Source organism: Arthrobacter sp. HMSC06H05, assembly GCF_001807395.1.
GTDB classification, from domain to species: Bacteria; Actinomycetota; Actinomycetes; order Actinomycetales; family Micrococcaceae; genus Pseudoglutamicibacter; species Pseudoglutamicibacter albus.
The window spans coordinates 135,569-150,038 of sequence record NZ_KV788983.1; the positions used below are offsets into that span (position 1 = coordinate 135,569).

The window sequence follows — 14,470 nt, forward strand, 5'->3', positions numbered from 1 at the left end:
GACTACTCGACGATTCCGAGACTATTCGTCGGCTCCGATGGTTGAGGACGGGGATTCCTCAGAATCCTCTCCGGAATCGGATTCATCTCCCCCATCTTCAGACTCATCGGACGGGCTTTCACTCGGTTGTTCCGGAGCCTCCGCAACCACGATCACAACGATGCTACCCGGCGAGGTCTTAGTGCCCTTGCCTGGACGCTGAGAAACCACGGTCCCCTCGTCAACAGAATCATCCACGGCGCGGGTCACCTGGACCTCAAGCTTGTACTCATCCGAGGTCAACTTCTTGACGGCTTCGGATTCCTCAAGCCCCGTCACGTCAGGAAGGCTGACCTCACCCGAGGAAATCGTCAACTGGACTTCGTCACCGAAACGCAACTCAGTCCCAGGTTTCGGGCTCACCTCAAGCACGGTCCCCTGCGATTCGTTAGCGGAGTCCTTCGTCTTGACGTCATCCGAAACCGTGAGCTTCGCTTCTTCCAAGATTCGACGGGCTTCGCGCTCGTTCTTACCGATCACGCCGCGGGGAACCTTAACCTTATCGGTACCCTCAGAAACCATGAGCGTCACCACGGTCTGCTTCTTCACGCTCGTGCCAGCCGCAGGGTCAGTCGAGATCACATGGCCCTCATCAACGGAATCCGAATGTTCTTCCTTGACCTCATAATTTAGTTCAAGCTCAGTCAGCTTCGCTTGCGCCTGCTCGAGAGAGAGGTTCTCCAAAGAAGGAATGTTGACGGGCGCGTTCCTTTCGCGTTCAGCCTGCATCCACAGCAGCCCGAACACCACACCGACGATCAGCAACACACCGAAGATCGAAGAAGCGATCCACAGCCCCTTCCGGCTGCGCTTATCGCGTTCCTCAAGCTCCTCATCGTCATTGCTTTCCTGTAACGCAACCGGCTGCGCGTTCAAAGGCTGCCCGTTCATGGCATGCCCAGAGGCGTTCTGCGGCATCTGGGCTGCACCCATAATCGCTGCAGCAGGTGCCGCGGCAGGCAACGTGCGAGTGGCGAGCGTAGCCGGCGACGGCGGTGTCTCTCCACGCTGCACGGAACGCAACGCAGCGGCGAACTCATCCGCCGTCTGGTAGCGGTCCTCGCGGTCCTTGGCTAACGCAACCTGCAAAAGCTCTTCCATAGCCTGCGGGATCTCAGGGTTGAAACGCTGAGCACGCGGGGGAGCTTCACTCACGTGCTGATACGCGACTGAAACTGGAGAATCGCCTTGGAAAGGAGGGCGGCCTGTCAACAGCTCAAACAGCAAGCAACCGGCCGAATACAGGTCCGAACGCTGATCAACATCATCGCCGCGAGCCTGCTCAGGTGAAAGATACTGGGCCGTACCCACAACCGTTTGTGGTTGCGTCATGGTCGCGGCGGAATCCGCCAACGCACGCGCAATACCAAAGTCCATGACCTTGATAGAGCCGGAGTTGGTGACCATCACGTTGGCAGGCTTAATGTCACGGTGCACAATGCCTTGCTTATGCGATGACGATAACGCAGCCAGAACACCGAGGGTCGCGTTGATCGCGTCCTTCTGCGACAGCGGGCCATGCTTGAGGCGTTCCTTGAGCGTATGGCCGGCCACGTACTCCATCACGATGAACGGGACCTTGAGGCTCGAATGCTCCCCCGGGATGCGAACATCCGTGTCACCAGTATCAAAAACAGAGACGATCGTAGGGTCATTCAGGCCAGCCACAGCCTTCGCTTCGCGGCGGAAACGAGCCTGGAAAATAGGGTCCCGCGCCAAATCGGAGCGCAGAATCTTCACGGCTACATCGCGGCCCAACAAAACGTCGCGAGCCAGCCACACATCGGCCATGCCCCCGCGGCCAATCAAGCGGTCAAGCTCATAACGATCATTCAGAGTGTGCTGGCGTGGCTGCGCCGCCTGCTCTTCCTCCCGATGACGGGGGCGGTCTTGCTGTTCGTCCTCAGTCACGAGTCACCTCAGTTGCTACTTGGAGGGTCAATGGATGGCAACGGCCTACCTGATCGTTGCGGGGCACTCTGGCTAGGCTCTGCGCTCGGCTGCGCAGTTTCGCTAGGCGGCTCCGAGGTCGGGCTTGGCTGCTCTGTCTGTGAAGGCTGCTCAGATTGAGTTGGGCTCGGCTGCTGCGTCCGCGAAGGGCGCGGCTGCTGAGTCGGTTGTTGCTGAGTTGGCGACGGGGCCGGCTGCGGAGAAGTGAACGCACCGTAATAGATGGTGATCTTGCTACCCTTCTCGAGCTCACCCGTCGGGTCGATATCCACAACCCGAGCCGCTTGAGACGCCGAGGAAACCTGACGAGGCTCTGCCTCAACCTTAAAGCCACGCGATTCAAGCTCACCCATGGCCTGTTGATACGGCTGGCCAAGGTACTTCGACTTGGTCACCAGCACAGTATCGTCCGCGCTCTTGGACTCAGACTCGGATTCCGATTCAGATTCGGATTCAGACTCTGACTCCGAAACAGACTCACTCACCGACGGGCTCGGCTTCGCCGAACCACCCGTCAACTTCGGAATCAGAACCGCGCCACCAATAATCAGCGCAAGCACCAGAAGACCAATGAGCCACCACAGCCACGTCTTCTTACCGCCATCATCCTCATCATCATCCGGATCCGAAGGCCCAGGGAAGCCGCCTTCTTCCTCACCCGATTCGAACATCGGGAAGGAAGGGGCCGCGGACCCAGAAACAGAATCCACTGCAGGCAACTGGGAGGTCGACGGGTTCGCGTCCTGAGAATCAACCACGGTCGTCGCGGCAGTAGGGGCGTCATTGGCGGCATCAGAGTCCTGATTCAGGAACAACTTCATCCCCGGCACCGCAGCAACCGCATCGGAGACACGACCCGCACGCAACGCATCGGCAGCAATCGCCAGCTTCGATGCGTTAGCCGGCCGGTTCAGAGGATCCTTAGCCAGCATCGACATGATGAGCGCATTCACCGGGGCATCCACCGTGTCAGGTAACGCCGGCGGGTTGTCATTGACCTGCGCCAACGCGATGGCGATCTGCGACTCACCCGTGAATGGGCGGCGACCAGCCAAGCACTCGTAACCGATAACGCCTAAGGAATACAGATCAGACTGGCCCGTAGCCTGCTGCCCGGTAGCCTGTTCCGGCGCTAAATACTGCGCTGTACCCATAACCTGGCCCGTAGCAGTCAACGGAACCTGATCAGCCAAACGCGCAATACCGAAATCAGTGATCTTGACCTTGCCGGACGGCATGATCAAAAGGTTGCCCGGCTTCACATCGCGGTGCACCAAACCACGCGCATGCGCAGACCCCAACGCGCGCGCCGTCTGAGCGATCACCGAAAGCGTGAAATCAGAGTTCAGGTTGCGTTCACGCTCAATGATGGTGGAAAGCGGCTCGCCGGGAACCAGCTCCATCACCAGATAAGCAGAGCCATCGGCCTCGCCGTAATCGTAAACATTCGCGATGCCGTCATTATTAAGCAGGGCCGTATGCCGAGCCTCAGCCCGGAAACGCTCCCTAAAGCCCGGGTCGCCCATATATTCCTCTTTGAGGATCTTGATGGCAACAACCCGGCCCAAGACATCGTCTAGAGCTTTCCAAACCTCACCCATACCGCCGATCGCGATGCGGTCAGTGAGCTTATAGCGGCTTCCAAGAACCATTCCGCTGGATGGTCTCATCGGTTCATCACCGCCCTCTCAATCTTGCTCATGATGGTGCTAGACAAGCCAGCGCTTTCCTCATAAGTGACGTTCTTGACAACAATCGTGACCGCATATTGAGGCTCATCTGCTGGGAAGAAACCGGTGATCCAGCCGTTGACCTTGCCTGATTCGCCAATATCTGCGGTACCGGTCTTGGCTGCAAGGTCCACACCGGACACACGCGCCCGCGTTGCGGTACCCGACTTCACAGGCTCGCGCATCAGCTTGGTCATATCCTGAGCTACCTCAGAGCTGGTGGCGCGGCCAAACTCCTCGGCCTTGAAACGCCTCAAAACACGCAGGTCAGGGCTCGTGACCTGCTTGATCAACTGCGGACGCATGATCACCCCGTCATTCGCGATACCCATCGCAACCATGTTCATCTGCAACGCGGTTGCCTGAACATCGAACTGGCCGAACGACGAGTACGCCAGCTGCGCGGGGTCGGAGGTGTCCGGCCACACCGATGCTGAGGTTGGAGCCAAACCCATCCAGTCCGGCTTCTCACCGAAACCGAACCGCTTGGTGACGTCCTTCATCTTGTCCGCACCGATGTCTTGAACAACCTGAGCGAACGGAGTGTTACAGGACTGCGCAACGATGAAGGTAAGCGGGGCCTTATCCGGCTTGCTAGCGCAAATACCGACGCTGAAGTTCTTCAACTCCCTCTCCGTACCAGGTGGTGACCAGGACGGAGGGTTGTCATATTCCTCATCCATCTGGAAATCGCCTGTCTCCAACCCCGCGATCAGGGTCAGCAACTTGAACGAGGAACCAGGCGGGATGCGGTCATAGACAGCGGGATTCCAGTTGACCGACAGCCCCGGAACAGATTCGAGCTTGGCGCGGTTCTGCTTAGCTTGATCCGCGTTCTCTACAGACAGCTCGTTCGCATCGAAGGTCGGCTTGTTGACCATCGCGAGAATCCGTCCGTCGCGGGGATCAGTCACAACAACGGAACCCTGCTTACCGTCCGGTAACGCATCGTAGGCGGCTTTCTGGATAGCCGGGTCGATGGTCAGCTCGATATCAGCGCCGCGGTCTTCCTTGCCCGTGAAGAGGTTGCTCAAACGGTCAAAGAACTGATCATCGGAGGTGCCAGACAAGGTCGACTCTTGAGTCGATTCAAGCTGGGTTGCGCCACTGTTGATCGAGTAGAAGCCCGTCAAGCCGGAGTACAGCTTGGAATCCGTGTAGGTTCGCTTGAACTTATATGGACCGTTTTCAGTCCTCACGCTCTGGGCGATCGGTTTGCCGTCCACAAGGATCGCGCCACGCGGGCGGTCATAGTTAGCGAGGATGGGTCGACTGTTCAACGGGTTGGTGTTGAGCTTCTCAGCACCGATGAACTGAACATAGGTTGTGCCCATGAGGATAACTACGAACAGGGTTACGACAGCCAGCCAGGTACGGCGGATTGCTGGATTCATGCTGACGTAGCACCTCCTGCGTTCGGACGGGCATCACTAGGGCGGGAATCATCACGATGGCCTTGGTGTCCTGCCCGATGTGCGGCGCGGCGGCCGCTTGGGCGAGCCGCTGGATGGGCACCTGGGCGAGCGTTGGACTGGTTCGGCCGGTTTGCCTGGCTAGTGTGGTTGCTTTCGGGGCGTGGCCGGTCGTCTTCACGCGCGTCCAGAGCAGACGGCGTCTCAGGTGCCGAAAGTTTGCTTGCCAGTAGCGAATCATCTTCGCTTGTGAGCAACCCACCGGTTGCTGGGCGCCGCGCATTGTGGCTGATGAGCAGCAGCACGGCCGCTAGAACCCAGTTAGCAAGCAAGGATGAACCACCTGCGGACATGAACGGGGTGGTCAAGCCGGTCAATGGGATGATGCGCAGCACGCCGCCTGTAACGATGAAGAACTGGAACGCGACCGCGAAAGACAGTCCGGTGGCTAGTAGCTTGCCGAAGCCATCACGGGCACCCAGGCCCGCGCGGATACCGCGCGAGGCAAACAGCAAGAAGAACATGACAACGGCGAAGAGGCCAACGAGGCCGATTTCTTCACCGAGAGCGGCATAGATCATGTCTGACTTCGCTACCGGGATGCGTTCAGGGGAGCCGGCGCCTAGTCCAGTGCCGCCAAGACCACCGTGAGCCATACCGAATAGGCCCTGAACCACCTGGTAGCTGCCGCCTGGGTCGCGGTAGTAGATGTCTGGGTTGAAAGCGTCGTACCAAATCTGGAAACGGGCCCGGACGTGCCTCATGAAGATGTAGGCGAAGAGGCCGCCGAGAGCAACGAGCCCACCGCCGATGAGGATCCAGGAGATCCTGCCGGTTGCTACATAGATCATGACCATGAAGAGGCCAAAGAACATCAGGGCGCTACCGAGGTCCGTCTGCAACACCATGATGCCCATAGCAATGCACCATGCGATCAACATGGGCGCTAGGTCGCGATAGCGAGGCAACTGGAGGGGACCGATCTTGTGGCCTGCCAGGAGGATGAGGTCACGTTTGGAAGCCAAATAGCTGGCGAAGAAGATTGCGAGGGTGACCTTGGCGAATTCACCAGGCTGAACCGAGAAGGAGCCGATGCGGATCCAAATTCGGGCGCCGTAGGTTGCGAAACCGAGGCCGGGAACCATCGGCAAGAGCAGCAATACGACGGAGACTGCGAGCCATACGTACGTGAACTTGCGTAGTACGCGGTGATCGCGGATGACCCACAGGATGATCACGGCAGAAGCCATGCCTACGCCGGAATATAGCAGCTGAGACGTAGCCGCGGTGGCTAATTCGGGCGGTCCAGCGAGGTCGAGGCGGTGAATCATCGCCAAGCCAATCCCGTTCAGCGCAACCAAAACAGGAAGTATGTAAGGGTCGGCATATTTAGCCCAGATGCGTAGCGAAATGTTCACGCCCACGCCAAAGGCGCCCAGAACGAGAATATTGGGAAGCCACGACTGATCATTACGCGAAGAACCCGCAGTTGTGGAAACCAAGAACTCCGCTAAAGCCGTGACACCCAACGCAAGAACGAGCAAGAAGAGCTCGGTATTACGCCGGGTTGGCAACTTCTTTGCACGATTCGCGGTAACGCTCACTCAACATCACCACGCAACTCATGGCACCACTCCGGAGCCTCATCACCAGGGTTTCCGTCCTGTGCCTTCTCCGGCGAGGACTGCGAACCCTTACCGGAGCTATCCGGCGCAACAACATCGGGCGGTGCTGGCGCCACTACAGGGCACGACTGCTGGGCGGTGATCCGCACATCGTGCATAATCTGCTGGGCATCCTTACGCGACTGTGTTGCGATGCCGCTCTTAAGCTGGGTCTGGGTGTATTCGGGCAGCGCCTCGAGTGGAATCTTCGATTCGGTGTCCACACTCGACATCTTGATAGGGCCAAGGTCCTGGGAAATACCCTTAAACATCGCGACCTTACCCTGGTGGACCCCCACGTAATACTGGGTTTGGGTCCAGGCGTACCCCAAGTAGCCGCCCGTGAGCAGGATCAGCACCAAAACAACGAGCGTGGTAGGCAAAACCCACGCGAACCGACGCCGTGGCGGCTCCTCATCAAGTGCCGCGAGCGCCAGTTGGCGTTCACGCTCGGAGGAGCGATGCTGAAGTAGCGCGGCCGCGCGACGCTCACCGGAACGCTGCGTGACAATCGGGATCTGTCCCGACTCGGTCGCCAGCTGCGCGGCGCCAACGAGTTCGTGCGGGCGGTTAGCCATCGCGTGACGCAACAACGCCTGATTAGCGGCGAGGTCACCGCCGCGAGCGACCTCGATCTGACCCGTGTCAGGGGTTGGGACCTCTATGTTGCTGAACTCTTCCGACAGTGGTTTGTCAGCATCGTCCACGATGTCCACAACAGCGACAGTGACGTTATCTGGTGAACCGAGCTCGAGGGTCCGCTCAACCAAGCGGTCCGCGGCTTCCCGCGGGGTCGCGGCGCTACGAACGATCTCCTCGGTTTCTTCCTCGGAAACCACGGCGTTCACGCCGTCGGAGCACAGCATCCAGCGTTCCCCGGCGGTAGCGGGGATTACAGACATATCGAGTTCGGGGGAAGCATCAGAGTCCCCCAAAACACGCATGATCACGTTGCGATGCGGGTGGATTTTCGCTTCGTCTTCGGTGATGCGCCCCTCAGCGAGGAGCTTTTCGACGAACGTGTGGTCCTTGGTGATCTGTTCCCACTCGCCGTCACGCAACCGGTATGCGCGTGAATCGCCGATGTGGGCGAGGTGAAGTTTGGAACCTTCCAGCAAGATAGCGCTGACGGTGGTTCCCATACCGGAGAGTTTGGGGTTTTGTTCAACGAGTTCGTTGAGGATGATGTTCGCTGACTGGATCTCGTCAGCGAGGATCGTGTTGGGTTCCTCGACATCGGGCCGGTCCAGGTGCACGAGGTCCAACACGGTCGATGCGGAGGCGACGTCACCGCCTACGTGGCCGCCCATACCGTCAGCGACGACCGCGAAGTGACGGCCCGCGTATCCGGAGTCGTCATTTTTGCGGCGTACACAGCCCACATCGGAGTGGGCGGCAAAGTCGAAATATAGGGCCATTATGGGCGCAGCTCCATCACGGTTTTGCCGATGCGGATGCGTTGGCCGACCTCGATTGGCTGGGCGCGGGTCAGCTGCACTTCATCCACGTAGGTTCCGTTGGTTGATCCGAGGTCTTCGAGGAACCAGCGGGTTCCTTGCGGGAACAATCGGGCGTGTCGGGATGATGCGTAGTCGTCCATCAGCACGAGGCTCGCTTCCTGCGCGCGGCCGAGCAGGATAGGGCTGGCAGCTAGACGTACTGACGTGCCGGCCCCGGGGCCTTCAACAACAACGAGGGCGTGGGCGATGTTGCGGGGCGCCTGTGAGGGCTGGCTGGGCATACCGGCGCCTGGTCCGGATGATCCGGACGGGCCTGCTGGGGCGCCGGCTGGCTGTATGCGTGCACGCTTTCCTACCCCGAGGTCTCGGCGCATCGACATCACGATGATGAGGACCAAGATCCAGAGGAATACGAGGAAAGAGATACGCAGTAGCGTCACTACCAAGGGGACCATGCGGTTAGCTCATTCCTTCGGGGGCGTCCTGCCAGGAGAAGGTCAGGCGGGCGTGACCGATCGAGATGATCGTTCCGTCGAGTAGCTCTTCGTCGCCTTCGATGCGGGATCCGTTGACGTAGGTTCCGTTGGTGGAGCCGAGGTCGCGGATGAATACACGGTTTCCGCGGCGCACGATTTCGGCGTGCCGGCGGGAGGCTCCTTGGTCGTTGATGTGGAGTCCGGCATCGCCTGCGCGGCCCATGACGACGCTGTCGCCGCTTAGGGCGTAACGGCTGCCGTCGATTTCGATGACGGGTGTCCGGTTGCCGGTGGGACGGATGTGTTGGGTGCTGGCTTGTTGTTCCGCGGAGCTCAGTTGTGGGCGCGCAGATGGGCGGGGCTGTGGCGTGCTTGGTGCTTTGGTTCCGCCGAGGGAGGCATCGACTTCGATCTGTGTTGGCTGGATCGATTCGTCTTTGCGGAAGGTTACGGTTACGGCGTCGCGTAGTGAATAGTCCTGGCGTTGCGCGTGTTCGAGTGCGACGTCAGCGAGTTCTTGCGCTAGCGCGGTACCCCATTCGCGTGCCTGGTCGAACGCGTCGGCGCCGAGCCGGACTGTGAAGGAGTGCGGTGCGACGGTGCGGCCTTCTGAGATCGAGAAAGATTCGTCATCCATGGTGTTACGGATTAGATTGGCGATCTCTACGGGTTTGATGGTCCCGTTGGAGTTGCCGCGGAATGCGCGTGAAACGAGGCGCTCGAGTCCTTTTTCGAATCCTCTGACAATTCCCACAACGAACCTCCTCTCAACTGTGTTTGCTGTGTGCTCGCGGTTCACGAGGCGCTACGGTGTGTCCCGTGTTCTGCCGTGATTCTGGTTTTCAGGCACGGCGGATGTGGGGCACATCGTTCTCCGATCTTACCTAAAGCACCTGTTCATGCCTCAACCTGTCTGAAATCAGTGAAGTTTCCGCGCGTTACAGCCGCCCCAATGTGGCACTAAATGCGGCACTGTGACGGGGTTGCGGATGTGTCGATTATGAAATCTAGGCATCCTCAGTTAAGCTTTTCTCTGTTGTCTTTCACATGATGTGTTCACATCGAGCGTGGAGGGAACGAATAAGTTTACGCGCGAGTGGCGGAATTGGTAGACGCGCTGGCTTCAGGTGCCAGTGCCCGCAAGGGCGTGGGGGTTCAAGTCCCCCCTCGCGCACGTTTTCTGAGCGGTGTTGTAACGCAGACCGAATAGGTCTGGTTACAACACCGCTCTTTTCGTTTCTGCTCTTTTTTAGGCTGCTTGGTTGCACTGCTTATACGCGGCCTGCTTGCGCTCCCTTCCGGTAGATCACGCGCCAAATTCACCTTCCTCGAATCGACTACGAGCTATCCCTGTTTGCAACTACGGCGCATCGAACATTATATTTAGGCATGCCATCATGATGCGCTCTGGGCGGGGCACATCAACAGTCCTAGTGGGTGGAAATCCCTTCACCCACTTACTGACATTGGAAGGTTGCCTCTCTTGAAGCACATCAAGAAACTCCTCTCTATAATCGCGATCACCGTACTTGCCACATTCGGGCTCACAGCATGCTCTGACAGCGGTTCCAACACCGAGGCGGGCGGTGACGGCAAATCGATCAAGGTTTACGCGACCACCGGATACCTCGCTGATGCGGTCAAGAACATCGCGCCCGATGCTGAAGTCACGACCATGGTCGGCCCCGGCGGCGACCCACACACCTACCAGCCGTCCACCAAAGACATCGAGACCATCCAGAAATCAGATCTCGTGTTCTGGAACGGCCTACACCTGGAAGCCCAGATGACGGACCTGCTCACAAGCCTCGGTGACAAGCAGGTGGCCGTGGGGGAGAGCCTCCCCAAGAACCTCTTGCTGGACTGGCCTGAAACTGATGATCAGGGAAATGCGTTGCATGACCCGCACATATGGAACAGCCCTGACGCGTGGTCGCTCGTTGTGAAGAACGTCGCCGATAAGTTCGCCGAAGTGGACCCGGACAACGCCGAAAAATACAAGGCGAACGCCGACAAGTACCTCAAGGAGATCGATGCAGCGGTAGATGAGGCACGCGGCCTTCTAGCAGAGGGCAAAATCAACCCCCGCATCCTGGTTACTGGTCATGACGCTTTCAACTACTTCGGTAAAACCTTCGACCTTGATGTTCACGCGACCGACTTCGTCTCCAGCGAAGCGAAACTCAGCGCCTCTGAGCTGGCGAAACTCGCGAAGTTCATCGCCGATAAAAAGGTCCCGGTGATCTTCCAGGACAACCAAGCTAACCCCCAGGCGATCACGAGCCTTAAAGAAGCTGTCCGCTCCCATGGCTGGCACGTCAAGGTCTCCAACCAGGAGCTGTACGCAGACTCCCTGGGCGCTGAGGCACCCATGGACACCTACATCGGTGCCCTCAAACACAATGCCCGCGCTATCGCTGACGCCCTGAAAACCTCAGGAGAGTAGACGTGACCAACCTGAGCGATCCACGCGGGCCTGCCGCAACACCAGATCCACAAGAGGGTAGCCCTCTTCACGGCGCCGCCACGCCTGCGTGCCGTACCCATAACCTCTCGGTTGCCTACGATGCGGTGCCGGTTCTACGCAACGTTGACTTCACGGTCCCGCAGGGGGTTGTGATGGGAATCGTTGGCCCGAACGGCGCAGGGAAATCAACCCTCATCAAAGCGATGCTCGGGCTCGTGAAGCCGTTGACTGGCACGTCCGAGTTCTTCGGTAAACCGCTGGCGCGTGCGCGCAAACGGGTTGGTTATATGCCTCAAACTACGAGTGTCGATTGGGATTTCCCGACCACGGTGCTCGATGTGGTCACGATGGGCACGTACGGATCGCTCGGTTGGATTCGTCGGCCAGGTAAGAAGGAACGCGCCCGCGCTGTCGCTGCCCTCGAACAGACGGGGATCGCTGATCTGTCTTCGCGGCAGATCGGTGAGCTTTCCGGAGGGCAGCGACAGCGCGTGTTCCTCGCCCGCACACTCGTGCAGGCCCCCGACCTGTACTTCATGGACGAACCGTTCCAAGGCATCGACGCGAAAAGCCAACAAGCTATCGTCTCGGTTCTGCACACCCTCAGAGAGCAAGGCAGGACCGTTGTGATCGTGCACCACGACCTCGCAACCGTACGCCAATACTGCGACTACGTGACCCTACTGAACCGGCGCGTGATCGCCTCCGGCCCGGCCGAACAAGCCTTCACGCGGGAGAACATCCGCATCGCTTATGAGGTTTCAGTAACGGATGAAGCGTTCCTGGAGTCCGCGTCGTGAGCCTTATCGAATTCTTCAGCAATCACACCTACCGGATGGTGTTCTTCGGCACCATGACCATCGGGCTTGTCGCGGGCGCGCTCGGTTCCTTCGCTTATCTGCGTAAACAGTCGCTCATCAGCGATGTGATCTCTCATGCCGCTCTGCCAGGCACGCTGCTCGCGTTCCTCACCGCGGTCGGCGTGCTGGGCGCTGACGGCCGCAACATGCTTGGCCTGATCCTCGGCGCAGTCATCGTAGGCACCATCGCGGTGCTGATCGCCAACGGCATCAGCCGCATCTCCAAGATCCGTATCGACACCGCGATGGCGATATCTCTCACCGTTTTCTTCGGTGGCGGGATGCTTTTGATGCGCATCATCGCCAACGGCGCCTACCCAGGCAAAGGCGGCATCCAAGACTACCTGTTTGGTAACGCCTCCGTGGTCACCGTCGCGGACCTGGTAACCAGCATCAGCATCGGGGTGATCGTGCTCGCCCTCGTGGTGGTGTTCTGGAAAGAATTCACGCTACGGACCTTCGACCCGGACCACTCCACGGTGCTCGGGTTCCGGGCCCGCACCATCGACACCCTCATGTTCGCGACCATCGTCATCGCGACCGTGATCGGCGTCAAAGCCGTGGGTCTAGTGCTCATGGTTGCTTTCGTGGTCACCCCACCTGCAGCGGCTAGACAATGGACTAGGACCCTGCCCGGCATGGTAACGCTCTCGGCCGTGATCGGTGGCGTCGGCAGCGGGGTAGGGGCATACCTGTCGATTGTGCTCGGCAAAGTTCCAACCGGGCCGCTCATCGTTCTCACACTGTTTACGATCTTCCTGTTTTCGCTCTTGTTCGCGCCACGGCGCAGCATCATCACTCGTGCCGTTTCTCGCGCCCGTGCACGCGCGAGCCTTAAACAGGAACTGATCGAGGAAGGCGGGCACGCATGAGCTTCTTACTCGGGACCATGTTGCTTGCGGTAGTGACCGCGCTCGCCTGCGCACTGCCCGGCGTTTTCGTTGTGTTGAGGCGAAACTCGATGCTCGTGGACGCCATCAGCCACTCGATTTTCCCCGGGATCATCTTCGGATATTTCCTCACCCGCAACTTCAACTCGCCTTTGTTGATCCTCGCGGCTGCACTGGCAGGGTTAGCTGTAGTCTTGGGAAGCGAATGGCTCGCCCGCACCGGCTTACTGTCCGGTGACGCCCCGCAAGGTCTGATCTTCCCCGCCCTGTTCAGTGCCGGCGTGATCTTGGTGACCCTCGAATTCGCGAACATCCACCTTGATACCCACGCGGTTCTGGCAGGCGACCTCAACATCGCGGCCTGGCAGCCCCTCATCATCGCAGGAACACACTTAGGGCCTGCCTACCTCTATGTGATGCTGGGTGTTCTGCTGATCAACATCGTGTTCCTTATGTTGTTCTATTCAAAGCTCAAGGTCACAACCTTCGATCCCCAGTTCGCAACCAGCCTCGGCATCCGCTCCGGGCTCATGAATACTGCGTTCATGTTCCTCGTCTCCGTCACCGTGACTGCCGCGTTCAACGCAGCCGGCGCGATCCTGGTTATCGCCCTCGTGGTTGTTCCGCCCGCGACAGCTTACCTGCTCACCACCCGTTTACCGGCAATGATCGCGCTCACTGTGCTCATCGCCATCGTGGGCGCGCTGGCTGGGTTCTGGATAGCGTATGTGCTCGATGCTGCAACAAGTGCGGGTATGTCGCTGTTCTATGGGCTTGTGTTCGGTGCTGTGCTGTTAGCTACAAGGCTTCTACCCAAACGGCATCAGAAGCAGCACGCCCTAGCATGAGCCGTTCGGTTTGCCCCTCAACAAGAAGCTCCACGGTTTCTGAATAAGGCGCGCTCGGGTGCACTTCGAGCAGCGTGCCGAAATGTATGCCGTTTTCTGCAAAGAACTGCAGCAGTTGCGGATCATCGTCAGAGATCCGCTCGACCCGAGCTTTCGAGCCCGCCGCGAGCGTGGTGAGGAGCGTTGCGTTGGGGCGTGCCACATCGCCGTCGGTCGTTGGGATCGGATCGCCATGCGGATCACGAGCAGGGTGGCCCAAGAATTCGTCGAGGCGCTCGATCATGAAATCAGACACCGCGTGTTCGAGTGTCTCGGCCTCATCGTGCACTTGATCCCATCGGTATCCAAGGGTTTCTAGCAGGAACGTCTCGATCAGACGATGCCGGCGTACCATCGCAATCGCGTGCGCGCGCCCCGTATCCGTCAACGTCACTTCGCCGTACGGCGCATGATCAAGAAGACCTTGTTCGGTGAGTTTGCGCACCGCATCCGATACCGAGGACAGCCTCAGCCCCATCCGATCCGAAATCAGTTTCGGCGTGACCGGGGCATCTGACCACTCACCGAGGTACCACACGGTTTTCAGATAGTCCTGGGTGCTCGCAGACAACTCAGAAACAGACATAGCGAACAGTCTAGCTGTCCAAAGACCTGCGAAGGCCTACGCTTAAGGT

General features: G+C 59.0%; 12 protein-coding genes and 1 tRNA gene. 5 read left to right on the forward strand and 8 right to left on the reverse strand.

Translation table 11 applies throughout. The features are described from left to right. Positions 1–21 precede the first annotated feature (21 nt). The 7 genes from pknB to HMPREF3160_RS05700 are packed head-to-tail and all read right to left on the reverse strand — an operon-like array spanning position 22 to position 9,485. The gene (pknB, locus tag HMPREF3160_RS05670; protein WP_070507529.1) at positions 22–1,950 is read right to left on the reverse strand and encodes a Stk1 family PASTA domain-containing Ser/Thr kinase; all 1,929 of its coding nucleotides are present in this window, start codon (positions 1,948–1,950) and stop codon (positions 22–24) included. An 8-nt stretch (positions 1,951–1,958) separates the two neighbouring features. After that, complete coding sequence (locus HMPREF3160_RS05675; RefSeq protein ID WP_052048436.1) at positions 1,959–3,659, reverse strand: protein kinase domain-containing protein; 1,701 nt, start codon at positions 3,657–3,659, stop codon at positions 1,959–1,961. Continuing rightward, positions 3,656–5,113, reverse strand: coding sequence for a penicillin-binding transpeptidase domain-containing protein (locus HMPREF3160_RS05680; RefSeq protein WP_035756059.1), 1,458 nt, complete (start codon positions 5,111–5,113; stop codon positions 3,656–3,658). The genes HMPREF3160_RS05675 and HMPREF3160_RS05680 overlap by 4 nt, the downstream gene beginning before the upstream one ends. Continuing rightward, positions 5,110–6,735, reverse strand: a complete 1,626-nt coding sequence (locus HMPREF3160_RS05685; RefSeq protein WP_070507531.1) for an FtsW/RodA/SpoVE family cell cycle protein — start codon at positions 6,733–6,735, stop codon at positions 5,110–5,112. Before HMPREF3160_RS05685 ends, HMPREF3160_RS05680 begins: the two co-directional genes overlap by 4 nt. Further along, positions 6,732–8,213, reverse strand: coding sequence for a PP2C family protein-serine/threonine phosphatase (locus HMPREF3160_RS05690; protein WP_070507534.1), 1,482 nt, complete (start codon positions 8,211–8,213; stop codon positions 6,732–6,734). Before HMPREF3160_RS05690 ends, HMPREF3160_RS05685 begins: the two co-directional genes overlap by 4 nt. Next, complete coding sequence (locus HMPREF3160_RS05695) at positions 8,213–8,710, reverse strand: FHA domain-containing protein FhaB/FipA (protein ID WP_070507536.1); 498 nt, start codon at positions 8,708–8,710, stop codon at positions 8,213–8,215. The genes HMPREF3160_RS05690 and HMPREF3160_RS05695 overlap by 1 nt, the downstream gene beginning before the upstream one ends. A gap of 4 nt (positions 8,711–8,714) precedes the next feature. Further along, on the reverse strand, positions 8,715–9,485 hold the full coding sequence (locus tag HMPREF3160_RS05700; protein WP_070507537.1) for an FhaA domain-containing protein: 771 nt from the start codon (positions 9,483–9,485) through the stop codon (positions 8,715–8,717). Between the two features lie 336 nt (positions 9,486–9,821). Between HMPREF3160_RS05700 and HMPREF3160_RS05705 the strand changes: the two genes are divergently transcribed. From HMPREF3160_RS05705 to HMPREF3160_RS05725, 5 genes are all read left to right on the forward strand, one after another. Next, positions 9,822–9,905, forward strand: a tRNA-Leu gene (locus HMPREF3160_RS05705). 309 nt (positions 9,906–10,214) lie between these two features. Continuing rightward, positions 10,215–11,177: a metal ABC transporter substrate-binding protein gene (locus tag HMPREF3160_RS05710; RefSeq protein ID WP_198020643.1), complete on the forward strand. Its 963-nt coding sequence runs from the start codon at positions 10,215–10,217 to the stop codon at positions 11,175–11,177. 2 nt (positions 11,178–11,179) lie between these two features. Further along, the gene (locus tag HMPREF3160_RS05715) at positions 11,180–11,998 is read left to right on the forward strand and encodes a metal ABC transporter ATP-binding protein (RefSeq protein WP_232219274.1); all 819 of its coding nucleotides are present in this window, start codon (positions 11,180–11,182) and stop codon (positions 11,996–11,998) included. Then, complete coding sequence (locus tag HMPREF3160_RS05720; protein WP_035756052.1) at positions 11,995–12,930, forward strand: metal ABC transporter permease; 936 nt, start codon at positions 11,995–11,997, stop codon at positions 12,928–12,930. Before HMPREF3160_RS05715 ends, HMPREF3160_RS05720 begins: the two co-directional genes overlap by 4 nt. Beyond that, positions 12,927–13,796, forward strand: a complete 870-nt coding sequence (locus HMPREF3160_RS05725) for a metal ABC transporter permease (protein WP_035756049.1) — start codon at positions 12,927–12,929, stop codon at positions 13,794–13,796. Before HMPREF3160_RS05720 ends, HMPREF3160_RS05725 begins: the two co-directional genes overlap by 4 nt. On the opposite strand, the gene HMPREF3160_RS05730 is transcribed toward HMPREF3160_RS05725, so the two are convergent. Further along, positions 13,747–14,421, reverse strand: coding sequence for a metal-dependent transcriptional regulator (locus HMPREF3160_RS05730; RefSeq protein WP_035756047.1), 675 nt, complete (start codon positions 14,419–14,421; stop codon positions 13,747–13,749). The genes HMPREF3160_RS05725 and HMPREF3160_RS05730 overlap by 50 nt on opposite strands. Positions 14,422–14,470 lie beyond the last annotated feature (49 nt).